The following is a 23,974-nucleotide window of genomic DNA, read 5'->3' on the forward strand; positions in this document are numbered from 1 at the left end:
GCTCCCTTCTCCTTCCTCATCATGGCCTTCCGGGCCGCTATCTTCGTCGCTATCCAAAAGTCTAATTGCCCTCGGGAACCAAAGGTATAAGTTGTTACTCAATCATTAAGAAAATGTATTCACAGGAGTGAGAGATGAGCGAGAGCAAGGTCTACCCGGTCAAGGCCCACATCGGCAACGGCGCCCTGCTGGACAAGGAAGGTTATGAAGCCATGTATCAGGCATCGGTGCAGGATCCGGACGCCTTCTGGGGGGAGCAGGGCAAGATCCTCGACTGGATGGCCCCCTACACCCGCGTCAAGAACACCTCCTACGATCCGGGCCACGTCTCCATCAAGTGGTATGAGGATGGTCTGCTCAACGTCTCGGCCAACTGCCTGGATCGTCATCTGAGCGAGCGCGGCGACAAAGTCGCCATCATCTGGGAAGGGGACAACCCGGCCGAAGATCGCAAGATCACCTATCGCGAACTGCACGCCGAAGTGTGCAAGTTTGCCAACGTGCTCAAAGCCCAGGGGGTCAAGCGTGGCCACATGGTCTGCCTTTATATGCCCATGGTGCCGGAGGCGGCCATCGCCATGCTGGCCTGTACCCGCATCGGGGCCGTGCACAGCATCGTCTTCGGCGGCTTCTCGCCGGAGGCGCTCTCGGGCCGCATCATCGACTCCGGCGCCTCCATCGTCATCACCGCCGATGAGGGGTTGCGAGGCGGTCGCCCCATCCCCCTCAAGAAGAACGTGGATGAGGCCCTTACCCACCCGGATACCAAGGTCAGCAAGGTGATCGTCCTCAAGCGCACCGGTGGCAACGTGGCCTGGCACGAGCACAGAGACATCTGGTGGCATGATGCGGTCAACGCCGCCAGCCCGGATTGTCCGCCCGAAGCCATGGGCGCCGAAGATCCCCTGTTCGTGCTCTACACCTCCGGCTCCACCGGCAAGCCCAAGGGTGTGCTGCACACCACGGGCGGCTATCTGGTCTATGCCGCCCTCACCTTCAAGTACGTGTTCGACTACCACGAAGAGGACATCTACTGGTGTACCGCCGACGTGGGTTGGGTCACCGGTCACTCCTATCTGGTCTACGGGCCGCTGGCCAACGGCGCCACCACCGTCATGTTCGAAGGGGTGCCCAACTACCCGGCCACCAACCGCATGAGTCAGGTGGTGGACAAACACCAGGTCACCATCCTCTATACCGCCCCCACCGCCATTCGCGCACTGATGGCCAAGGGCAAGGAGGCTGTCGAAGGCACTTCCCGCACCAGCCTGCGCATCATGGGGTCGGTGGGTGAACCCATCAACCCGGAAGCCTGGGAGTGGTACTACCGCACCATCGGCGACGAGCGCTGCCCCATCGTCGACACCTGGTGGCAGACCGAGACCGGCGGCATCCTCATCACTCCGCTGCCCGGCGTCACCGCGCTCAAGCCCGGCTCGGCCACCCGTCCCTTCTTCGGAGTACAGCCTGCTTTGGTGGACAACCTGGGTGAGCCGCTGGAGGGCGCCACCGAGGGCAACCTGGTGATCACCGACTCCTGGCCCGGCCAGATGCGTACCGTGTTCGGCGATCACGAGCGCTTCGAGCAGACCTACTTCTCCACCTTCCCGGGTCGCTACTTCACCGGCGACGGTGCCCGTCGCGACGAGGACGGCTACTACTGGATCACCGGCCGGGTGGATGATGTACTCAACGTCTCCGGCCACCGCATGGGCACCGCCGAAATCGAGTCCGCTCTGGTGGCCCATCCGAAGATCGCCGAAGCGGCGGTGGTGGGTGTTCCCCACGAGATCAAGGGACAGGGCATCTACGCCTATGTCACCCTGATCGCCGGGGAAGAGCCGAGCCGCGAGCTGCACAAGGAAGTGAAGGAGTGGGTGCGCAAGGAGATTGGCGCCATCGCGACCCCGGACGTGATCCACTGGGCCGAGGGGCTGCCCAAGACCCGATCCGGCAAGATCATGCGGCGTATCTTGCGCAAGATCGCCACCGGCGAAACCGACAGCCTGGGGGATATCTCCACCCTGGCGGATCCGGGGGTCGTGGACAAGCTGATCCGCGAGAAGTCGGAAGCGGCGTGAGTCTCTTCCACACGTAAACAGAGCCGGCCACGTGCCGGCTTTGTTGTCTTCGGGATCCGGACAGAGCAGAGTTCGGTGGCAGGCCGGGCTTGCGGGCAAACCAGGCCAATAAATAGCCAGATGTAGAGATTAGACCAGTAAAATGCTGCTAATTTTCACGAAATCAATATAATTGCGAAATCTGTGTGTCAGGGCACACCGATTTGTGCAAAAATTGGCTAGATTTTTGGTAGTCCAAAGATAGCTGATAGATAGCAGCATAATCATCGAGGATGTACTCAATATGTCGCAACATCACCGAATCCTCCTGCTTAACGGCCCCAATCTGAATCTGCTGGGCAAGCGGGAACCGGGAATCTACGGCAGCAAGACGCTCGATGAGATCGTCGCCGATCTGACGCGCAGCGCCAGCGAACTCGGTGTCACCCTGGAACATCTGCAATCCAATGCCGAGCACGAGCTGATCGGCCGCATCCATCAGGCCATGGGCCAGGTGGATTTCATCATCATCAATCCCGCCGCCTTCACCCATACCAGCGTTGCCCTGCGCGATGCCCTGCTGGGTGTGGCCATCCCCTTTATCGAGGTTCACCTGTCAAACGTTCATGCCAGGGAGCCCTTCCGTCATCACTCCTATCTGTCTGATGTCGCCAAGGGGGTGATCTGCGGGTTGGGTGCCGATGGTTACCAATTCGCTTTAACCGCGGCCGTGCATCAGTTGCGCGCGGCTTGATAATCACTGATCAGATAAAGAAGAAAGAGAATGCTAATGGATATCCGCAAAATCAAGAAGCTGATTGAACTGGTTGAAGAGTCCGGCATCGCCGAGCTGGAAATCTCCGAAGGGGAAGAGTCCGTTCGCATCAGCCGTAATTTCTCCGGCCAGGTTAGCGTTGCCCCGCAGATGATCATGCCCCAGGCCGCAGCTCAGGTTGCCGCACCGGTTGCCGCTGCTCCGGCAGCAGCCGCTGCACCTGCTGCCGATGCCGCCCCAAGCGGTCATCTGATGCGCTCCCCCATGGTGGGCTCCTTCTACCGCTCCTCCAGCCCGGAAGCCAAGCCGTTCGTGGAAGTCGGTCAGCACGTCAATGTCGGCGACACCCTGTGCATCGTCGAAGCCATGAAAATGATGAACCAAATCGAGTCTGACAAGGCCGGCGTGATCAAAGCGATCCTGGTTGAAAATGGTCAGGCCGTCGAGTTTGACGAGCCGCTGTTCATCATCGAATAAGGGAAAATGCCACCCATGTTGGACAAAGTAGTCATCGCCAACCGCGGTGAAATTGCCCTGCGGATCCTGCGCGCCTGCAAAGAGCTCGGGATCAAGACAGTGGCCGTTCACTCCACTGCCGATCGGGAGCTCAAGCATGTGCTCCTGGCGGACGAAACCATCTGCATCGGCAAACCTGCCAGCGGTGAGTCCTACCTCAATGTGCCGGCCATCATCGCCGCCGCCGAGGTGACCGGTGCCGTCGCCATCCACCCGGGCTACGGCTTCCTCTCCGAGAATGCCGACTTCGCCGAAGTGGTCGAGAAATCCGGCTTCATCTTCATCGGCCCGCGCGCCGAGACCATTCGCCTGATGGGTGACAAGGTCTCCGCCATTGAGGCGATGAAGAAGGCGGGCGTGCCCTGCGTACCCGGTTCCGACGGCCCGGTGGACAACGATGCCAAGCGCAACGCCGCCATCGCCAAGCGGATCGGGTATCCGGTGATCATTAAGGCCGCCGGTGGCGGTGGTGGTCGCGGCATGCGCGTGGTGCGCAACGAGGCCGAACTGGCCTCCGCCATCGCGCTGACCAAATCCGAAGCGGGCCAGTTCTTCAAGAACGACATGGTCTACATGGAGAAGTACCTGGAGAACCCGCGCCACATCGAGATCCAGGTGCTGGCTGACGGTCAGGGTACCGCCCTCTATCTGGGTGAGCGGGACTGCTCCATGCAGCGCCGTCACCAGAAGGTCGTGGAAGAGGCGCCGGCCCCCGGCATCACCGACGAGATGCGCAAGTTCATCGGTGAGCGCTGCGTGCGCGCCTGTCTCGAGATCGGCTACCGCGGTGCGGGTACCTTCGAGTTCCTGTACGAGAACGGCGAGTTCTATTTCATCGAGATGAACACCCGTATCCAGGTGGAACATCCGGTCACCGAGATGGTCACCGGCGTCGACCTCATCAAGGAGCAGCTGCGCATTGCCGCCGGTCAGCCCCTGTCGATCACCCAGCAGGACATCCGCATCCGTGGCCATGCCATCGAGTGCCGGATCAATGCCGAAGATCCGGCCACCTTCTTGCCCTCTCCCGGTCTCATCCAGCGCTTCCACGCGCCGGGCGGCCTGGGCGTGCGCTGGGAATCCCACATCTATGCGGGTTACAAGGTCCCCCCCTACTACGACTCCATGATCGGCAAGCTGATCTGCTATGGGGAGAACCGCGACGTGGCCATCGCCCGCATGCGTCACTCCCTCGACGAGCTGGTGGTGGAAGGGATCAAGACCAACATCGCCCTGCAAAAAGAGATCATGAAGGACGAAAACTTCCAGCACGGTGGCACCAACATCCACTACCTGCACAAGAAGTTGGGTCTGTAATGGCTTGAGACCCGACCCATTGAGCACGGTGGCAGCACAGAGCAGCCACTACCTGCACAAGAAGTTGGGTCTGTAATGGCTTGAGGCCCGGCCCATTGAGCACGGTGGCCGCATGAGCAGCCACTCCCTGCACAAGAAGTCGGGTCTGCAAAGACCCCTTTCATCGGGATATTGCGCGATCCACCCGGATCGCCAACGTAAAAAAGGGCCATGGCGACATGGCCCTTTTTTGTTATTCTTGCGCCCCGCTCACTCGTCGGAGGCCACAGTGAACCGTTTCGCACTCGCCCGTCGGGAAGCAGCCTTCTGCCTGCTGCTGACCCTGCTCTACTTTGTCGCCTGGTATGGCTCGGCTTATTTCATCCCCGAGGATCTCGAGCTGTGGGACCTGCCCCTCTGGTTCCTGCTCAGTTGCATCCTGATGCCGCTGCTGTTCATCGGCCTCTGCGCCCTCATGGTGGATCGCCTGTTCGTCGATATTCCCCTGGATAGCGAGGTACCACCCCATGAATCTTGAGCTTATGCTGCCGCTCTGCATCTATCTTGTGCTGGTACTGGGGGTCGGTTTCTGGGCCAGTCGCCACCGGACCGGCGGCAACTTCATGCAGGAGTACTTCATCGGCAACCGCAGCATGGGGGGGCTGGTGCTCGCCATGACCCTGGTGGCCACTTATACCTCTGCATCGTCCTTCATCGGCGGGCCGGGTGCCGCCTACAAGGTCGGCCTCGGCTGGGTGTTGCTGGCGATGATCCAGCTGCCCACTGTCTGGCTCACCCTGGGGGTGCTTGGCAAGAAGTTCGCCATCATCGCCCGCCGGGTCAACGCGGTGACTATCAACGACATGCTGTGGGCCCGCTACCAGAGCAGGGCGGTGGTCGTGCTGGGTTCGGTCACCATCATCCTCGCCTTCATCGCCACCATGGTGGTGCAGTTCATCGGCGGCGCCCGCCTGCTGGAAACGGCGACCGGCCTCAGCTATCAGCAGGGGCTCTTCCTGTTTGCCAGTTGCGTGCTGCTCTACACGGTGATCGGCGGCTTTCGCGCCGTGGTGATGACGGATGCCCTGCAGGGCATCGTCATGCTCATCGGCACTGGCGCCCTGCTGGCGGGCATCCTCATCGCCGGTGACGGGTTGCCGAATCTTGTCCACCAGCTCAAGGAGATAGATCCCAAGCTGGTGAGCCCCCAGGGGGCCGGCGACATGCTGACCCAACCCTTCATGCTGAGCTTCTGGGTGCTGGTCTGCATCGGGGTGGTGGGCTTGCCCCACTCGGCGCTGCGCTGCTTTGGCTACCGGGACAGCAAGGCGCTGCACCGGGGCATCCTCATCGGCACCATCGTCTGCGCTCTGCTGATGTTCGGCATGCACCTGGCCGGGGCACTGGGCCGCGCCATCCTGCCCGGCATGGACAGCCCGGACAAGATCATGCCCTCCCTGATGATGGAGGTGCTCCCCCCCTGGCTGGCCGGGGTCTTCCTTGCGGCCCCCATGGCGGCCATCATGTCCACTATCGACTCCCAGCTGATCCAGGCCTCCGCCACCCTGGTGAAAGATCTCTACCTCAATTACCTCAACCCCAGGCAGGAGAAGCTGGAGGTCCGGGTGCCGCGCCTCTCCCTGCTCTGCACCCTGATCCTGGGTACCCTGGTGCTGCTTGCGGCGCTCCAACCCCCCGAGATGATCATCTGGCTCAACCTGCTCGCCTTCGGCGGCCTGCAGGCGGTCTTCCTCTGGCCCCTGGTGCTCGGCCTCTACTGGTCCAGGGCCAACGGCCCGGGAGCCCTGGCCAGCATGGTCTGCGGCATCCTCTGCTACGGTACCTTGAGCCAGTGGGGGATCAAGGTGGCCGGTCTGCACGCCATCGTCCCGAGCCTGGCCCTTGGCCTGGCGGCCTTTGTCCTGGTCAGCCTGCTCACTCCTGCCCCGGATCAGCGTGTCCGTCGATTGTTTGATCAAAATTAAGAAAAGGATCAATAAAGGAAGGCTCGCCTATTCCCAAATGGGGGCTCACGGGTAAAATGTGCGCCACGTCACAAATACCGTGCCCCCATGCCAGTCCAGAACGCCAGAAAGATCCTGACCCAGTCCCTGCAGCGCCTCGGCTATGCCCTGTTGCTGCCCGTCTCCATCCTGCCCCTGGCCGCCCTGCTCCACCGGCTCGGCCAGCCGGACGTGCTGGATCTCGCCGTGCTCTCCCTCGCCGGTCGCGCCCTGTTCAGCCAGATGCCGCTCATCTATGCGGTGGCCATCGCCTTCGGGTTGAGTCGCCAGGGGCAAGGAGCTCAGGCGCTCGCCGGTGCGGTCAACTTCCTGCTGCTGAGCTCGGCGCTGGGCACCCTGGTGCCCGGGCTGCATGCGGACATGATCTGCGGCCTGCTGGCCGGGCTCGTCACCGCCATGGTCTGCTCCCGGGCCCGCGCTCTGCGGCTACCGGGCTGGTTGCGCCCCCTGCAGGAAGATCTGCCGGGCATGTTGCTCTCGGCGCTGGCCTGCCTGCTGCTGGTGATCCCCCTCTCCATCCTCTGGCCGCTGCTGGAACAGGGGCTCACCCTGCTCGCCTCCGATCTGCTCACCACGCCATTTGGCGCCTTCTGCTACGGCGTGCTGAACCGGCTGCTGATCCCCCTCGGTCTGCACCAGGTGCTGGGCAGCCTCATCGGGCTCGGGGAGAGCAACCTGCAAGCCCTCTCGACCGCCCAGCCACTGCATGAAGGCTATGTGGCCGGGCTCTATCCGGTCATCATGTTCGGCCTGCCCGGTGCCTGTTTTGCCATCTGGATCCATCGCCAGCGGATGCAGCAACTGCCCCAGGGAGGGCTGCTGCTCACCCTGGCGCTCACCTCGGCACTGGTGGGCATCACGGAGCCCATCGAGTTCCTGTTTGCCTTCACCGCTCCCTGGCTATTTCTGGCCCATGCCCTGCTGACCGGGCTGTCGCTGGCCATCTGCAGCGGGCTCGACATCCAGGTGGGCAGCTACTTTTCTGCCGGATTGCTGGACCTGGTGCTGAGCTACCACGCCGGTCTGCACAGCTTCTGGCTCATCCCCCTGGGCATCCTCTTCTTCGTCGTCTATGCCCTGCTCTTCTACCGGCTGCTGGAACACGCTCCCCTCAGTCTGCCGGGCAAGCCCATCGCCGAGGATCTCTCCCGGCTCGCGACCGTGGCCCCCACCGATCCCCAGATGCTGGCTATCCAGTACCTCAAGATGCTGGGGGGGATGGACAACCTGCAGGCCATGAGCGTCTGCCTGACCCGCCTCAGCCTGCGGGTTCGCGACATGGCCCTGGTGGATCAATCCTGCCTGGCCAGACTGGGCTGCCTCTCCTGGGTCGTGCTGAACGAACATCAGCTGGTGCTGGTGCTCGGCCCCCATGCCGGCCTCATCGAAGGGCAGATCCGCATGCTGGCGGAACGCCAGTCGGTCCCGCTCGGTCTCGAACCGGCTCAGGCTCCCCTTGGCCAGCACCAGTGATCAGGCAAAGGGAAGACGCTCGGCCACGAAGTCCATCAGGCTGCGAAGGGCGGGGGCCAGGTGTTCCCGGCTCGGGTAGATGAGATAGAAGGGGTTCACCGGAACCAGGAGATCCGGCAGCACCTTGAGCAGTCGCCCCGCCGCCAGATCGTCGCCGCAGACATGGGCCGGCAGCAGGGCAATCCCCCCGTCATGGAGTGCCAGCTCTCGCAGCGCCAACAGGCTGTTGCTCTGGCAGGCCCCGCGAGGGCGCCAGCCCCCCTCCTGCAATGGCCACACCGGCAAGGAGCCATGTACCAGGCAGGCGTGTCCGGCCAGCTCCGAGAGTTGGAGCGGCGTCCCGTTGGCCGCCAGGTAACCGGGAGATGCCACCAGATGGCGCGCCACCTGGCCGATGCGCCGGCAGATGAGGCTGGAATCTTTCAGCGGCGCTGCCCGCAGCGCCAGATCGTAACCTTCCCCCACCAGATCCAGCTGTTCATCGCAAAGGGTTAGCTCCAGCACCACCTCGGGGTAGAGGGCGCGAAATTCGGCCAGTATCCGGCCAAGCAGCAAGGTTCCCGTGGCTTCGGGAGCAGTGATCCGCACCCGCCCTCCAGGAGCCGCGCGCAACCGCGCCATCGCCAGATTGGCGCTGCGCGCCAGTGCCAGCAGCTCCTGACAATGGGCCACATAGACCTCCCCCTGGGGCGTCAGGCTGAGCCTGCGGGTGGTGCGTTGCAGCAACCTCACCCCGAGCCGGGATTCGAGGCGCGAGATCTTCTGGCTCACCGAGGACTTGGGCATGCCGAGCACCTCGGCCGCCCCGGTGAAGCTCCCCTGCTCCACCACGGTGGCGAACAGCCCCATCAACTCCAGTTCGACATTGTTCATATATTCAAACAGTCTTTACCAATTACCCATCTTAATCTTGATAATCATCCAGACTAGAGTGAGTGGCAATCCCGAACACTGCTATTTGAAAGGAAAAGCCATGAAAGCCATCGCCCTGACTCACTATCTGCCAAGCAACCACCCCCACTGCTTCATCGAGAGCGATCTGCCCGATCCGACACCGGGCCCGCGGGATCTGCTGGTACGGGTCAACGCCACCTCCATCAATCCGGTCGACACCAAGGTACGTGCCCCCAAGGACAAGGTCGAAAGCAACCCTCGCGTGCTGGGCTGGGACGCCGTGGGCGAGGTGATCGCCGTCGGTAGCGACGTCACCCTGTTCAAGGCCGGTGACAGGGTCTGGTATGCCGGCGACATCAGCCGCCCGGGCAGCAACAGCGCCCTGCAACTGGTGGACGAGCGCATCGCCGCCATCGCCCCAGTCACCCTGACCGATCTGGAAGCCGCCGCCCTGCCGCTCACCGCCATCACCGCCTGGGAAACCCTGTTCGAGCGCATGAGCCTCACCCGCGAAAGCACCGGGCGACTGCTGATTATCGGGGGCGCCGGCGGAGTCGGTTCCATCGCCATCCAGCTCGCCCGCCAGCTCACCGACATGGAGGTGATCGCCACCGCATCGCGCCCCGAAACCCGGGAATGGTGCCTGGACATGGGGGCCCACCAGGTGGTGAGCCATCACCATCTGCAGGCGGAGCTCAAGGCACTCGGCATCAGCGAGGTGGATGCCATCTTCTGCACCAACGCCACCGAGCAGCACTGGAACACCATGGCCAGCCTCATCCGTCCGTTTGGCCACATCTGCACCATCGCCGAGTCCAGTGAACCCTGGGATCTGGGTCTGCTCAAACCCAAGAGCGTCACCTTCAGCCAGGAGTTCATGTTTACCCGCTCCCTGTTCCAGACCCCGGACATGATAGAGCAGCACAACCTGCTCGGCCGGGTCGCGGCCCTGGTCGATGAAGGGGTGCTCAAGACCACCCTCAGCAAGGTGGTGCCCGAACTGACGCCCCTCACCCTGGCCCGGGCTCATGCCGAGCTGGAAGCGGGTCGCATGGTGGGCAAGCTGGTGATCGACATGAGCGGCTTCCATCGCTGAGGCACAGCCCAGGCGGGCCTTACCGTCCAGCCTATTCCCTTTTAGGTAAATAAATGCACCATCATGGGGTGAAATCACCAGTGACAAGCCCCAAGAGTGCACAGCCTCGCAGGTAACCTTTGTCCCTGACGGGGCATCTCCCCCGAAAAAACCATAAAAAAAGAGGCCATCCCGTCGGGATGGCCCTAAAAACCTGAACGTTGGGGTAACAATCACACACATATCCTTATGCAGGACATCTGTAACTTTGCAGATAGCGTGCCAATCTCTGCTTTTCCCTCCCAATTAACCGCTTTTCAGCGCACCGGCATAAAAAAAGCCACCCGAAGGTGGCTGAAAAAAGATGACGGAACTTCATAGAGCAAAGCATTCAGCGGGAACAAGTTGCTTCCCGTCACCCATGAAGGAATACATTAACCGTGCCAACTTGGCAGGGTTGCCTCCCTTCCCCATGAGGCCATGGTCAAACCACGACAGCACGGGCCCATGATGATAGAATCCCGCGGTTTCACATTTATGAAGAGCCGACGCCATGCCCTGGATACAAATTCGAATCAACGCCACTGCCAAGACCGCAGACAAGGTGAGCAACATGCTGCTGGGGCGTGGGGCCCAGGCGGTGACCTTTATGGATGCCAAGGATGTGCCCGTCTATGAGCCCATGCCCGGTGAAACCCCGCTCTGGGGCGAGACCGAAGTGATGGGGCTGTTCGACGCCGAAACCGATCCGGCTCCCACCATCGCCTTCTTCCAGCAGATCTTCGGCGAAGACGTGGGCTACAAGGTCGAACAGCTGGAAGACAAGGACTGGGTGCGCGAGTGGATGGATCACTTCCACCCCATGCAGTTCGGCGAGCGGCTCTGGATCTGCCCGAGCTGGCGAGACGTGCCGAACCCCGATGCGGTCAACGTCATGCTGGACCCGGGCCTGGCCTTCGGCACCGGTACCCACCCCACCACGGCGCTCTGCCTGCAGTGGCTGGACGGGCTGGATCTGGCCGGCAAAACCGTCGTCGACTTTGGTTGCGGCTCCGGCATCCTCGGCATCGCCGCCCTGAAACTGGGGGCTGCCCGGGTCATCGGCATCGACATCGATCCTCAGGCCATCCAGGCCAGCCGTGACAACGCCGAGCGAAATGGCGTTGCCGACCAGATCGAACTCTACCTGCCGGCGGATCAGCCGCAAGACGTCGAAGCGGACGTGGTGGTCGCCAACATCCTGGCCGGCCCGCTGCGGGAACTGGCGCCGCTTATCGCCGGCCACGGCAAGGCGGGCAGCCTGATGGCCCTCTCCGGCGTGCTGGAAAGCCAGGCGCCGGAGCTGGAGACCATCTATGGCCAGTGGTTCGACATGGACCCGACTGCGGTGAAGGAAGAGTGGTGCCGCCTCTCCGGCCGCAAACTCGGCTGATAAACAACAAGCCACGGTGGCTGCCAACCCATCAGCCGCAAACTCGGCTGATAAACAACAAGCCACGGTGGCTGCCAACCCATCGGCCGCACACTCGGCTGATAAACAACAAGCCACGGCAGTTGCCAACCCATCGGCCGCAAACTCGGCTGATAAACAACAAGCCACGGCAGTTGCCAACCCATCAGCCGCACACTCGGCTGACAAGCAACAGGCCATGGCGGCAACACTTAGGTCGCTGAACGGCAAGGGCACCCCAGGGTGCCCTTGCCGTTTCCGGACGCCCATTCTCCTTCTGCCCACTCTGGGGAGAGCCTCACGCTTCTCTGCCCCCCGATGGCTTATCCTCTCTTCCTCCACCCCATCGAGGCCCAGTCATGACCGAATACGAGAAGATGATCGCCAGCCAGCCTTACAACTGCATGGCACCAGAGCTGGATCTGTTACGCCGGGAGACGGCTCGCCTGTACCGCCGCTTCAATCGCAGCGACGAGGAGGATGAACAACTGGCGCTGCTGCAGCAGATCGTCGGCGAGTTGGCCCAGGGCGCCTTCATCTGCCCACCCCTCTACTGCACCTATGGCCGCCACATCTACCTTGGCAAGGGCAGCTACATCAACATGGGGGCCACCCTGCTGGACAATGCCCCCATTCGCATCGGCGCCGAGGTAATGATTGGGCCGAACGTGCAGATCTACACCGCCGCCCATGCGCTGGACGCCGATGAGCGTATTCAGGGGGTTGAGACGGCGCTGCCGGTCACCATCGAAGACAGGGTCTGGATTGGCGGCGGCGCCATCCTGCTGCCCGGCGTCACCATAGGGCGGGAAGCCGTCGTGGGTGCGGGCTCGGTCGTGACAAGAGATGTACCTGCCGGTGCCAGGGTGGCAGGCAACCCGGCACGGCTGCTGCCAGTCAAAGGTTGAGCGGAAGGCCCGAGGCTCGCTCAGGCGCTTTCCAGCAAGCGGTCGATGCAGTGCACCACCTGCATGCTGGCGTTTTCCATGGTCTTGAGCTGCTCGACCATGCTTTTGATATCCCCCTGCTCGCGCGCGTGCAGGGCGGCCTTGCCGCTCTCGTGGACCCGCTTGTGGGGCCCGTCCAGTTCACGAAAGCCCGGCTTGTGGGCGAAGAGCTCCGCACCCTGCCCCTCGAAATACCATTTGCCCAGCCTGCACTGAGCGTGGTCGCTCACCGGCTCGTGAAAATGCTGCTGATCGATGAGCCGATAGATGGTGTTCTTCCAGACGGCGTGATCCAGCTTGGTGGTATTGAGGAAGGAGGTGGAGGCAGCACTGTGGATCACCTGCTGCATCCGGCCTGATTGTGCCAGCACCTGGGTCACCACCACATCGATCTGGGAGGAAGAGGTCGCCACCTCGGCGGCACTGGCCTGGTTGTCATCGATGATGGACTTGATCTCCTGCGCCTGGGCCACTATCTGTCTGACCAGCACCTCTATCTGGCTGCTGGCTTCATGAGCCTTGCTCGCCAGCTGACGCACCTCATCGGCGACCACGGCGAATCCACGGCCAGCCTCACCGGCCCTGGCCGCCTCAATGGCCGCATTGAGTGCCAGCAGGTTGGTCTGATCCGAAATGCCCTGGATGGCGGTCACGAACTGGTTGATGGCGGATGTGCTGGCATCGAGCTGATGGACGGCTACGAGGCTGCGAGCCGCCTCATCCGTGATGGCATGGGCGCGATTGGAGAGACGGGTGATGGCGCCCCGGGTCTGGGCAAAGAGCTGATCCAGCTCGCAGAGCGCTCCCTTTTCCGCCATCAGGTGCTCGGCACTGCCGGCCAGCGCTTCCCGCACGCTCTGCAGCATCTCACCTCCCTGGTTCTGGCAGGAGATCACCTGATTGAAGAGATCGCCACGCTCCCGGCTGGTGCGCTGCATGTGCTCGTATTCACCGATGGTGGCGCGCAATTCGGCCAGTTCGCTCTGGTGCTGCTGCTCTTTGAGAAGCATCGTCTCCCTGAGCTGTTGATTCTCTTTTTCAAGCTTGCGGTTGAACCACATATGGCCTCCGGATGGCAAAGGTGCGGGCAGTCGACATTGAAGGGAAGCCTCTGGCTCTCTTGTCTCTGCCGATGCTGGCGGATCCCGGGCCGGATTTCACCTGCAAATGCAGGATATTTGACCCTGATCCTGATTCCAATCGAGACCACATCAATGGCTGTGCAAAAGATCGCCGGAAAGAGACAAGGTGAGGTAGAGAAGAGGCAGAAGAGAGGCAGAGGAGAAAGAACGCTGACGTGCCGATCCCGCAAAAATGAAGCCCAATGTCATCAAGACGTTGGGCTCTAAAAAGGTGCTACGGAATTGCGACTCTCATCGCAGAAAATTAGAAGGGGTCACCTTCTAAACTGGCAGTGGGATAATAACGTGACGCAAACGTTTTACATAGCGTAATAAACCAGGAGTGAGAAGAATCTCTCACAATTCAAAAAATGTCCGGCCAACCCCCTTCTACCCTCTTGGCAAGTGCGCATTTATCAGTACAGCCTGACGGCTTTGTCAGAAAACAAAAAAGCCCTGAATAATCAGGGCTTTTGGCGTTCTGCGCTTCAGAAGCTGCGCACGAAGTCCTGAATGGGCAACTCGCGCAGCTTGCGGGCCTCCAGCATGGGGGTGCCAAGGTAGAGGAAGCCCACCAGTTGATCCTCCGGTGCCAGCCCCAGTGCACCATGGATCTGCTCGTCGAAGATGAACCAGCCGGAGCGCCAGATGCCGTTGAAGCCCTGGGCCTGGGCCGCCATCTGCATCGCCATCAGGGCGCAACCGGCAGAGAGCTCCTGCTCCAGTTTCGGTACCTTGGGGTGCGCCTGATAACGGGTCGCCACCGCGATCACCAGGGGAGCACGCAGTGGCGCGGCGCGGCACTTCTCGACACTGTCCGCATCCTCGCCACGGGCATGGGCGGCATCGGCCAGCAATGTCCCCAGGCGCTCACGCCCCTCCCCTTCGAACAGAATGAACTGCCAGGGGGTCAGAGTGCCGTGATCCGGCGCCCGCAGCCCGGCCTTGAGGATATTGTCGAGCACTTCGCCACTCGGGGCAGGCTCGGCCAGACGACCACAAGAGTGGCGATTGAGTAACAGATGGAGGGCATCCATGGGGCAGTTCCTTGTCAAAGGCGATGATGGCGCTACCTTAGCACAGCACCAGATGAAGAAAACCCCTGAGGTTCAGGGGTTTGTCAGGATACGAAAGGGTCGGGAGGCTAGATGACGGCAGCCAGCTCCGCCCCTTGCCGGATGGCGCGTTTGGCATCCAGCTCGGCGGCCACGTCGGCACCGCCGATGATGTGCACCGGCTTGCCAGCAGCCTGCAGACCGGCCTGCAACTCCTTGAGGGGCTCCTGTCCGGCACAGATGATCACCTGATCCACCGGCAGGCACTGCTGCTGGTCGCCCACCTGGATGTGAAGCCCGGCATCGTCGATACGCAGGTACTGGACGCCGGAGAGCATCTGCACCTTGCGATTCTTGAGCACGGTGCGATGGATCCAGCCGGTGGTCTTGCCAAGGCCGTCGCCCACCTTGCTCTCCTTGCGCTGGAGCAACCAGATCTGGCGCTCGGGCGCATCAATTTCGGGGGTAGTCAGGCCGCCGCGCTCGCCGAGCTGCTTGTCGATGCCCCACTCCTTGAGCCAGTGATCGCGATGGCTTGCGGCATCCGGTGATCCTCTCTTCTCAACCAGGTATTCGGCCACGTCAAAGCCGATGCCGCCGGCGCCGATGACCGCCACTGCCTGGCCGACTGGTTTGTGATCCCGCAGCACATCCAGATAACTCAACACCTTGGGGTGCTCGATACCCGGGATATTGGGAGTGCGCGGGCGGATGCCGGTGGCGAGGATCACCTCGTCAAAACCGCCGCCCAGCAGGCTCTCGGCACTCTGGCGCTGGCCCAGATAGAGCTCAACGCCGCACTTCTCCAGCCGTTTGGCGAAGTAGCGCAGGGTTTCTTGAAACTCCTCCTTGCCCGGGATCTGCTTGGCAAAGTTAAACTGGCCGCCGATTTCGCTCGCCTGATCGAACAGGCTCACCTGATGGCCCCGCTCGGCGGCATAGCAGGCAAACGCCAGCCCCGCAGGACCCGCCCCCACCACCGCCAGCTTCTTGGGCTGGGGCACCCGGCCAAACGTCAACTCGGTCTCGAAACAGGCGCGGGGATTGACCAGGCAGGAGGCACGCTTTTGCTTGAACACGTGGTCGAGGCAGGCCTGGTTGCAGGCGATGCAGGTGTTGATCTCGTCCGCCCTGTCTTCAGCCGCCTTGATGACGAACTCGGGGTCCGCCAGGAAGGGGCGCGCCATGGAGACCATGTCCGCCTCCCCCCCCGCCAGGATGCGCTCCGCCACCTCGGGGGTGTTGATGCGGTTAGTGGTGATGAGGGGCACCTTGAGGTGCTTTTTCAGCTCGGCGGTCACCCAGCTGAAGGCACCGCGCGGCACGCTGGTGGCGATGGTGGGAATGCGCGCCTCGTGCCAGCCGATACCGGTGTTGATGAGGGTGACCCCCACCTGCTCCAGTGCCCGGCCAAGGGCGATCACTTCCTCAAGGGAGGAGCCCTGCTCCACCAGATCCAGCATGGAGAGGCGGAAGATGATGATGAAATCCGTGCCCACCCGCTCCCGCATGGCGCGGACAATCTCCACCGGGAAGCGCATGCGGTTTTCACTGCTGCCGCCCCAGCCATCGGTGCGCTTGTTGGTGCGCTCGCAGATGAACTGGTTGATGAGATAGCCTTCCGAGCCCATCACCTCGACCCCGTCATAACCGGCCGCCTTGGCCAGCGCCGCAGTGGCGGCGAAGTCGCGAATGGTGCCGCGGATCTGCCGCTCGCTCATGGCCCGCGGCTTGAACGGGGAGATGGGAGCCTTGAGGGCGCTCGGCGCCAGGCTGAACGGATGGTAGGCGTAGCGGCCCGCATGAAGGATCTGCAGCGCTATCTTGCCCCCTTCCCGGTGCACTGCCTCGGTCACCTTGCGGTGTTTGGCTACCTGCCAGGGAAAGCTCAGCTGGGAGCCGTGGGGCACCAGCCGCCCCCGCAAATTGGGGGCGATACCGCCGGTCACGATGAGACCGACCCCGCCACGGGCCCGCTCGCCATAGAAGGCGGCCAACTTGTCAAAGCCCCCCTTTTCCTCCTCGAGGCCGGTGTGCATGGACCCCATCAGTACGCGGTTGCGCAACTGGGTAAAACCCAGATCGAGGGGGGTCAGCAGCGTGGGATAACGGCTCATGATGCACTCCTTGTCGAGGTCGATGTGCACGGGGTCATGCTCCAGCCTTCCTGGCTGCCTCGGGTGACGGGCAGTAAAAAGAAGGGGGTGGGTGGAGATGGGGTCGGCTCATCGGGCCTTTCAGTTAATTTTTTGTTATCAAACTGGAGCTAGAGTAAAGAATCGAAAACTCTTTTTCAAACAAATGTTTGGACATTTTTTCAGCGAACAGCCGTGTTCCGAAGTGGTGGGGGGCAGTCGACTCAAGGGGAAATGGCAATTGGCTGCGCAACTGGTTAATAATGGCTGCTCTCAACCCATTAACAGGGCGACAACGCAGCTATGTCTATTTTCAAAGGTCTGGGATGGCTCTTTCGCAGCCTCTGGCGCCTGCTCAACTTTACCCGCTTGATGCTGGTCAACCTGCTGTTTCTTCTCGTCGTGCTGGTCATTGTCTTCAGCGTCAGCCAGAGCGAGACCCCAAGCACCCCCATCGAGGGGGCGCTCACCCTCAATCTCTCCGGTGTGCTGGTAGAACAACGCACCCAGACCGATCCCACGGTGCAACTGCTCAGGCAGATGGACAAGGGGGACGAGCAGCCAAGCGAAATCGTCCTCTCCGATCTGCTGTGGGCCATCAAGAGCGCGGGGAATGACGATCGCATCAAGGCGCTGGTGATCAAACCCCAGGGTCTGCAAGGGGCCAGCCTCTCCAAACTGCAGGAGGTGACTGCCGCCATCGACGCCTTCAAGGAGAGCGGCAAGCCGGTCATCGCCATGGCGGACTACTACAGCCAGGGGGCCTATCTGCTCGCCGCCCACGCCGACCACGTGCTGCTCAACCAGAGTGGTGCCGTGCTTATCGAGGGGCTGGGTGTCTACCAGACCTACTTCAAGTCGGCACTGGAGAAGCTCAACATCACCCCGCACGTCTTCAAGGTCGGCACCTACAAGTCCTTCGTCGAGCCCTACACCCGGGACGAAATGTCCCCCGAGAGCAAGGAGGCGAACCAGCGCTGGCTGGATCAGCTGTGGCAATCCTATGTGGCCGACGTGGCGGAGCAGCGGGAGATCGAACCGGATGCCGTGGCACCGAACAAGGATCACTTCCTCGAACTGCTGCGCAAGGCCGGTGGCAATGCGGCCAGCTACGCCCTCGACAACGGTCTGGTGGATCAGCTCGCCACCCGCGACGAAATGACCCAGGCGGTGATCAAGGAAGTGGGCGAGGCCGATGATCACGGCTGGAAGGGCGTGGGCCTGAAAGAGTATCTGGCCGCCATCCCGGAGCAGTACCCCCAGAGCGGCAAGGATGAGGTTGGCCTCATCACCGCCAGCGGCGCCATCATGGATGGCGTCCAGCCTGCCGGCACCATCGGTGGCGACAGCCTTGCCGATCTGCTGGCCGAGGCCCGCCGTGACGATCAGGTGAAAGCCGTGGTGCTGCGGGTGGACAGCCCGGGCGGCAGCGCCTTCGCCGCCGAGCAGATCCGCGCCGAATTGCTGGCCCTGAAACAGGCGGGCAAGCCGGTGGTCATCTCCATGGGCAGCTACGCCGCCTCCGGTGGCTACTGGATCTCCGCCGATGCAGACAAGATCTTCGCCTCCCCCACCACCCTCACCGGTTCCATCGGGGTGTTCGGCATGTTCGCCACCATCGACAAGGCGCTCTCCCAGTACGGGGTACACACCGACGGCGTCGGCACCACCGACTTCGTGGGGGTCGGGCTGACCCGTGCCCTGCCGGATCACGTGGGTGAAGCCATTCAACTGAGTGTGGAAGACACCTATCAGCGCTTTGTCGGCCTGGTGGGCAAGGGCCGGGGCCTTAGCCCGGAAGAGGCGGAAAAAGCCGCCGAAGGCCGGGTCTGGACCGGGCAGGATGCCAAGGCACTGGGGCTGGTGGACGAGTTTGGCAATCTGGATGACGCCCTCAAGGCGGCCGCCGATCTCGCCAACCTCAAGAGCTGGCAGGTCACCCCCATCGCACCGGAAGAGTCGGCCAGGGACAAGTTCCTGCGCGAGCTGTTTGACAGCAGCGCCCAGGCGCTGGCCCCGCACCTGCAAAGCTGGCTGCCCGCCGGGCTTGGCAAGGCGCTGCTGGAGATGAACCGCACTCTGGACCCGCTGACCCGCTTCAACGATCCCCAGGGCACCTACGCCTTCTGCCCGGTCTGTCTCCCCTGACGCCGGGGACAGCCATAAAAAAACCGCCGACAGGCGGTTTTTTTATGGGGCAAGCGGCCTTGTCAGGTCAGCAAGCCGGACGCTTGCCAGCGGTGCAACTCTGCCAGCACCCGGGTCTCTCGCGCCGTCCACTGGGGACAGGGACCCGCCAGCTGGGTCTTGTTGGTCTGCAGGGCCTCGGCCAGGGGGAACCAGCCCGGCGTGAAGCCGAGGCGGATCTCGTAGGGCTGGGGGCGCGGTGCACTCCAGTCCTCCCCGACCCGGCAGAGGTAATAGGACGATCGGATGCAGTAGGCATCGTAATCCGGCTCGCGCGCGGCACGATACTCCCGGGTCTCTCCCAGCAGGGGGCCCACGGCCACCAGCTCGGCGCCACACTCTTCCCGCAGCTCCCGGGCCAAGGCCGCATCGTGCGCCTCCCCGTGCTCGATGCCGCCACCGGGGAACATGAGATCCCCGTTGACGCGGGAGTGCACCAGCAGCAGTTGATCACCACGCATCACCACGGCCCTCACCGTGGCCCGTTCAAGCACCCTGTCCTCGCCGCGGATCTGGCCGTGGACGAGGCGGATATCGAAGGGATGGGCCCACTCCCGGGCTTCTGACAGGGTCGGATTCATGGTGTGCGGTAGCTCCCCTGCCTGAGTGCATCGACGATGGTGGCCGCCTGGTCGTCCAGCGTCTCCTGCTCCTCCTTGCCGATGGCATGGTAAATGCCGAGCCGGGTGGCGGAGACCTCGGGGCTCTCCTGGAATGACTCGCTCACCTTGCCCCACAGATAGGCCTGATCAAATCGCTTCTGCCCCATGTAGAGGGTGCTGAGGGCGGTGAGGATCCGGCTGTTGACCTTGTCCCCCTCCCGATAGAGGGAGAGCGCATGGTGCATCAGCCTGATGGCCTTCTCGGGCTCGCTCTTGGCATAAATGCCGCCGAGCGCCAGTTGCAGCTCGGGCTCCTCGAGGCTCGGCGTCCCCTCCTGCGCGAGGAAGCTGGCGCGGGCCTCGGGACTGGTGTTGTTGGTCCAGTGCCAGAGCAGCAGGTAGGGATCCTGGGAACCCCGGGTCTGAGCGTCCAGTTGCTCCAGTTGACGGCCGGCGGCCAGCATCCCTTCCACTCTGGGGCTCTTCTGCTCCCTGGCACGCTTGTACTCGATATTGGTGGAGTGCTCGGCGCACTGCAGATAACGCTCCAGGCCGCGCATCAGATCGTACTTGCGCCTGTCCGTCCCCTCTTCCTGGAGATAGTAACGACCGCGAATGACGTCGCTGCGCTCATAGCGACACCAGCCGTCGTCCACCAGGTCCGCGCACAGGGCGGGATATTGGGAGCAGATGTTGTGGATCCTGTCGTCGTCGCAGGCCGTCAACGTCAGGCAACAAGCGAGGGAAAGCAGTAACGGACGCTGTGAGAATAGGGTCATGGTTCACATCTGGTTGATAACAATCGCAACCCGCACCGGCCACCGCCAACTAGCAAACAGGCTACATATCCATTACAATGCGCGCGCCGTATAAGGCCGCGATTGCAGAATAATATAACGAAACCATCAGCCCTACACTGATCTGCCTTCGACGAATTTCAATTTGCCCAGGCAACTTGCTTCAACAACGTGAAATAAAAGGATCTGGTTAATGACCCACGAGCACTACTTGCAGGCGTGGCAGGAGAGCCAGGAGCTCGCCGAAGCCATGCAACCCTTGATAGGTCGCCTCTACCGACAGCAAGGGATAGAGATCACCCTCTACGGACGCCCGCTGCAAAACGCCTCCACCATCGATATCCTCAAGGCCCACCGGGTCGTTCGCCGCCACCAGGGCACCCCGCTGCCCATCCAGCAAAGCTTCCCTCTCCTGCGCGCCATCGTCGCCCTGAACCCCACCGCCGCCGAAGTCGATCTCGGCAAACTGGCCGTGGGCTACTGGCAGGATCACCAGGATGAAGCCGGCATCGAGGACTATCTGCGCGCCAAGCTGGCACCGGCCCTGAACCGCAGTGCCGTGCCCGCCCCGACCGACGTGGTGCTCTACGGCTTCGGTCGCATCGGCCGCCTGCTGGCCCGTCTGCTCATCGAGCGCACCGGCGCCGCCAACTCCCTGCGCCTGCGCGCCATCGTGGTGCGCGGCGGTCGCGACGGGGATCTGGAGAAGCGTGCCAGTCTGCTGCGCCGCGATTCGGTGCACGGCCCCTTCAACGGCTCCATCGAAGTGGATAGTGATCGCAGCGCCATCATCGCCAACGGCACCTTCATCCAGGTGATCTATGCGAACAGCCCGGCCGACATCGACTACACCGCCTACGGCATCGACAATGCGCTGATCGTCGACAACACCGGCGTCTGGCGTGACGAGGCGGGGCTGTCCGAGCACCTCAAGGCCCGCGGCGCCGCCCGGGTGCTGCTGACCGCCCCCGGCAAGGGGGAGATGAAGAACGTGGTGTTCGGGGTCAACCACGAGGTGATAGGCCCGGATGACAAGATAGTCTCCGCCGCCTCCTGCACCACCAACGCCATCACCCCGGTGCTCAAGGTGATGCAGGACAAGTACGGCATCCGCCACGGCCACGTGGAGACGGTCCACTCCTACACCAACGATCAGAACCTCATCGACAACTATCACAAGGGCGAGCGCCGCGGTCGCAGCGCAGCCCTCAACATGGTGATGACCAGCACCGGCGCCGCCAAGGCGGTGGCCAAGGCGCTGCCGGAGCTCAAGGGCAAGTTGACCGGCAACGCCATCCGGGTGCCCACACCCAACGTGTCCCTGGCCATCATCAACCTCTCGCTGGAACAGACCACCGATCGGGAGAGCCTCAACGCCTATCTGCAGCAGATGGCACTGAGCTCGGCCCTGCATCGCCAGATCGACTTCAGCGCCAGCACCGAGCTGGTCTCCTCCGACATGGTGGGCTCCCGTTTTGCGGGCATCGTCGACTCCCAGGCCACCATCGCCGAGGGGGATCACTGCGTGCTCTACGTGTGGTATGACAACGAGTTCGGGTACAGTTGTCAGGTAGTGCGGGTGATGGAGCAGATGGCTGGCGTAGTTCGCCAGGATCTACCGGTATAGTCCGACAGGATCTGCCCGCCTGACCCCACGTTCATGGCTCAATTTTCAAGGAGAGGCCGGATGTCGTCTCAGCAAGTGACGTTTCAACAAGCGATAGCGCAGATGCCCAAAGAGGTGTACGAGCGGCTCAAGACTGCGGTCGAGCTCGGCAAATGGCCGGATGGCAAGGCCCTGACCGAGGAGCAGAAGGCCACCTCCCTGCAGGCCGTGATGGCCTGGCAGGCGATGCACCTTGAGAACCCCGAGCACATGAACATCGGCCGTGACGGCGAGATCGTGATGAAGAGCAAGAGCGAGCTCAAGCGCCAGTATCGCGATGAGGAAGAGATAGTGCGGGTCGACCTTAGCCACTGAGACTGACCCGCCCGCCACGACTAAAAAGGGGAGCCAATATGGCTCCCCTTTCTTTTCCCCTCTCCCCCATGGCAGGGAGGTCAGCAGCTGTTCACGGCCTGTCGCGCGAAGACGTCAGCAAGGTGAAGAGCAGCGCAGGAACCGATGCGTATAGATATACGTAAGCCTCTGGTTCACAAACACGCGAGCAGCACATGAGCCTTGATCACGGCTTCGCAGTAAGGTCGTGGACAGTTTCTCAGGGGGTCAGCTCCCCGCGCAGGGACTGCTGCATCAGCTCGCGGATGCGCGGCGCCGGCAGATCCTGGCTCAGCAGGAAGTGCAGCTTGGTGAGCGCCGCCTCGGCGGTCATGTCAAAGCCCGAGATGACTCCCGCACGGGAGAGGGCGTTGCCGGTGGCATAGCCCCCCATGTTGACCTTGCCGTGCAGGCACTGGCTCAGGTTGACGATGATGACGCCCCGGGCTGATGCCTCGGAGAGCAGCGCCAGCATGGCCGGGTTCTGGGGCGCATTGCCCACCCCGAAGGAGAGCAGGATCAGCGCACGCACCGGTTGTTGCAGGATGTTCGCTATCACCTCAGCCGAGATCCCCGGGTAGAGGGTCACCACCCCGATGGGCTGGGGGGTGATGTCGTGCAGCACCAGGGGGCGATCGCACGGCACGCCCAGCTCACCTGCCTCCAGGGAGATGGCAATACCGGCATTGAGCAGGGGCGGGTAGTTGGGCGAGTCGAAGGCGTGGAAGCCGTCGGCATGCACCTTCTTGCTGCGGTTGCCGCGATAGAGCTGGTTGTTGAAGAAGAGCGTCACCTCGTGGATCGGGTAGTTGGCCGCGATATAGAGGGCGTTGAGCAGGTTCTGCTGACCGTCCGAGCGCAGCTCGGCCAGGGGGATCTGGGAGCCGGTGATGATGACCGGCTTGTGCAGATCTTCGAGCATGAAGGAGAGCGCAGACGCGGTGAACGACATGGTGTCGGTGCCGTGCAGAATGACGAAACCGTCGTACTTGTCGTAGTTGCCCTTGATATCCTCGGCGATGCGCTGCCAGTCTGCCGGCGTCATGTCGGAAGAGTCGATGAGGGGGGCATATTCGTGGATATGGTAATCGGGCATTTCCGGTCGATGGAACTCGGGCATCCGTGCCAGACAGTCCTCCATGAAGCCCGCCATCGGTACATAACCGTGGTCGGAACGCTGCATCCCTATGGTGCCGCCTGTGTAGGCAATGTAGATGGACTTCTTCACACCCTCTCCTCTCTCTGGACTGGAAACCGGCAAATCAAACAGGGCTCAACCGATACAGCCCCCGTCCTTCAGATGGTGCGGGCGGGCTCAATATCGGTCATCAGCAGACCTCTTGAAGGTCTGTGTCCTCCCGTGGGGGCGGAACCGGGCGAATTATAAAGAGTGCCGCTGCAAATGACAGCGGCAGCAGCATTGTTGCGATCCGGAGCACACTCGGCGAGGCAGTTTTAAATGCCATGTTAACACCATGTTTTAATCATTAATGTGACATATGTGGATGTACTTGGTGTTTTTTGCTATTATCCGGCGGATTTTTCACAAATCTCATCTGGACGCCCGA

Annotated in this window: 20 protein-coding genes; 13 read left to right on the forward strand and 7 right to left on the reverse strand. The window is 62.2% G+C overall.

What is annotated here, in order from left to right; genetic code table 11:
- Positions 1–134 precede the first annotated feature (134 nt).
- From acs to AB5Y51_RS20215, 7 genes are all read left to right on the forward strand, one after another.
- Positions 135–2,081 carry an acetate--CoA ligase gene (gene acs / locus AB5Y51_RS20185; protein WP_323891525.1) on the forward strand — a complete coding sequence of 649 codons (1,947 nt, stop codon included), beginning with the start codon at positions 135–137 and terminating at the stop codon, positions 2,079–2,081.
- 283 nt (positions 2,082–2,364) lie between these two features.
- Positions 2,365–2,814 carry a type II 3-dehydroquinate dehydratase gene (gene aroQ, locus AB5Y51_RS20190; RefSeq protein ID WP_039040307.1) on the forward strand — a complete coding sequence of 150 codons (450 nt, stop codon included), beginning with the start codon at positions 2,365–2,367 and terminating at the stop codon, positions 2,812–2,814.
- Positions 2,815–2,850: 36 nt separating this feature from the next.
- Positions 2,851–3,312 carry an acetyl-CoA carboxylase biotin carboxyl carrier protein gene (gene accB, locus AB5Y51_RS20195; protein WP_010675405.1) on the forward strand — a complete coding sequence of 154 codons (462 nt, stop codon included), beginning with the start codon at positions 2,851–2,853 and terminating at the stop codon, positions 3,310–3,312.
- Between the two features lie 15 nt (positions 3,313–3,327).
- Entirely contained in the window at positions 3,328–4,668 is a 1,341-nt protein-coding gene (gene accC, locus AB5Y51_RS20200; protein WP_010675406.1) for an acetyl-CoA carboxylase biotin carboxylase subunit, read from the forward strand.
- 268 nt (positions 4,669–4,936) lie between these two features.
- Positions 4,937–5,185 carry a YhdT family protein gene (locus AB5Y51_RS20205; protein WP_039040309.1) on the forward strand — a complete coding sequence of 83 codons (249 nt, stop codon included), beginning with the start codon at positions 4,937–4,939 and terminating at the stop codon, positions 5,183–5,185.
- Positions 5,175–6,632 (forward strand): sodium/pantothenate symporter, encoded by a 1,458-nt coding sequence (gene panF, locus AB5Y51_RS20210; protein ID WP_042014456.1) that lies wholly within the window; start codon positions 5,175–5,177, stop codon positions 6,630–6,632. The genes AB5Y51_RS20205 and panF overlap by 11 nt, the downstream gene beginning before the upstream one ends.
- An 87-nt stretch (positions 6,633–6,719) precedes the next feature.
- Positions 6,720–8,144, forward strand: coding sequence for a PTS transporter subunit EIIC (locus AB5Y51_RS20215; RefSeq protein ID WP_113068883.1), 1,425 nt, complete (start codon positions 6,720–6,722; stop codon positions 8,142–8,144).
- Here the strand turns inward: AB5Y51_RS20215 and AB5Y51_RS20220 are convergent, their stop codons facing one another.
- Entirely contained in the window at positions 8,145–9,017 is an 873-nt protein-coding gene (locus tag AB5Y51_RS20220; RefSeq protein WP_042014452.1) for a LysR family transcriptional regulator, read from the reverse strand.
- A gap of 100 nt (positions 9,018–9,117) precedes the next feature.
- Between AB5Y51_RS20220 and AB5Y51_RS20225 the strand changes: the two genes are divergently transcribed.
- From AB5Y51_RS20225 to AB5Y51_RS20235, 3 genes are all read left to right on the forward strand, one after another.
- Positions 9,118–10,134, forward strand: coding sequence for a zinc-binding alcohol dehydrogenase family protein (locus tag AB5Y51_RS20225; protein ID WP_368179074.1), 1,017 nt, complete (start codon positions 9,118–9,120; stop codon positions 10,132–10,134).
- A 532-nt stretch (positions 10,135–10,666) separates the two neighbouring features.
- Positions 10,667–11,545 (forward strand): 50S ribosomal protein L11 methyltransferase, encoded by an 879-nt coding sequence (gene prmA / locus AB5Y51_RS20230; protein ID WP_368179076.1) that lies wholly within the window; start codon positions 10,667–10,669, stop codon positions 11,543–11,545.
- A 377-nt stretch (positions 11,546–11,922) separates the two neighbouring features.
- Positions 11,923–12,471 carry a sugar O-acetyltransferase gene (locus tag AB5Y51_RS20235; RefSeq protein ID WP_041215687.1) on the forward strand — a complete coding sequence of 183 codons (549 nt, stop codon included), beginning with the start codon at positions 11,923–11,925 and terminating at the stop codon, positions 12,469–12,471.
- A 20-nt stretch (positions 12,472–12,491) separates the two neighbouring features.
- On the opposite strand, the gene AB5Y51_RS20240 is transcribed toward AB5Y51_RS20235, so the two are convergent.
- The 3 genes from AB5Y51_RS20240 to AB5Y51_RS20250 all read right to left on the reverse strand — a co-directional run bounded on the left by AB5Y51_RS20240 (position 12,492) and on the right by AB5Y51_RS20250 (position 16,803).
- Entirely contained in the window at positions 12,492–13,520 is a 1,029-nt protein-coding gene (locus tag AB5Y51_RS20240) for a methyl-accepting chemotaxis protein (RefSeq protein ID WP_323941989.1), read from the reverse strand.
- Between the two features lie 599 nt (positions 13,521–14,119).
- Positions 14,120–14,668 (reverse strand): NAD(P)H nitroreductase, encoded by a 549-nt coding sequence (locus AB5Y51_RS20245; protein ID WP_010675416.1) that lies wholly within the window; start codon positions 14,666–14,668, stop codon positions 14,120–14,122.
- Positions 14,669–14,775: 107 nt separating this feature from the next.
- A complete protein-coding gene (locus tag AB5Y51_RS20250) occupies positions 14,776–16,803 on the reverse strand; it encodes an FAD-dependent oxidoreductase (RefSeq protein WP_368179079.1) in 2,028 nt (675 codons plus the stop codon).
- Positions 16,804–17,124: 321 nt separating this feature from the next.
- Here AB5Y51_RS20250 and sppA point away from each other — a divergent pair, with 321 nt between their 5' ends.
- On the forward strand, positions 17,125–18,969 hold the full coding sequence (sppA, locus tag AB5Y51_RS20255; protein ID WP_045525758.1) for a signal peptide peptidase SppA: 1,845 nt from the start codon (positions 17,125–17,127) through the stop codon (positions 18,967–18,969).
- Between the two features lie 62 nt (positions 18,970–19,031).
- On the opposite strand, the gene AB5Y51_RS20260 is transcribed toward sppA, so the two are convergent.
- The gene (locus tag AB5Y51_RS20260) at positions 19,032–19,589 is read right to left on the reverse strand and encodes an NUDIX domain-containing protein (RefSeq protein WP_319904509.1); all 558 of its coding nucleotides are present in this window, start codon (positions 19,587–19,589) and stop codon (positions 19,032–19,034) included.
- Positions 19,586–20,389, reverse strand: coding sequence for a DUF2989 domain-containing protein (locus AB5Y51_RS20265; protein ID WP_042014444.1), 804 nt, complete (start codon positions 20,387–20,389; stop codon positions 19,586–19,588). The genes AB5Y51_RS20260 and AB5Y51_RS20265 overlap by 4 nt, the downstream gene beginning before the upstream one ends.
- 211 nt (positions 20,390–20,600) lie before the next feature.
- On the opposite strand from AB5Y51_RS20265, the gene AB5Y51_RS20270 reads away from it, so the two are divergent.
- Positions 20,601–22,034: a glyceraldehyde-3-phosphate dehydrogenase gene (locus AB5Y51_RS20270; RefSeq protein WP_323902002.1), complete on the forward strand. Its 1,434-nt coding sequence runs from the start codon at positions 20,601–20,603 to the stop codon at positions 22,032–22,034.
- Between the two features lie 60 nt (positions 22,035–22,094).
- Positions 22,095–22,388, forward strand: a complete 294-nt coding sequence (locus tag AB5Y51_RS20275) for a YeaC family protein (protein ID WP_213319660.1) — start codon at positions 22,095–22,097, stop codon at positions 22,386–22,388.
- A gap of 238 nt (positions 22,389–22,626) precedes the next feature.
- Here AB5Y51_RS20275 and ansA read toward each other — a convergent pair whose 3' ends face one another.
- Positions 22,627–23,634: an asparaginase gene (ansA, locus tag AB5Y51_RS20280; protein ID WP_010675424.1), complete on the reverse strand. Its 1,008-nt coding sequence runs from the start codon at positions 23,632–23,634 to the stop codon at positions 22,627–22,629.
- Positions 23,635–23,974: the final 340 nt, after the last annotated feature.

This window comes from Aeromonas sp. R7-1 (assembly GCF_040908115.1).
In the GTDB taxonomy this organism is placed as follows: Bacteria; Pseudomonadota; Gammaproteobacteria; order Enterobacterales; family Aeromonadaceae; genus Aeromonas; species Aeromonas caviae.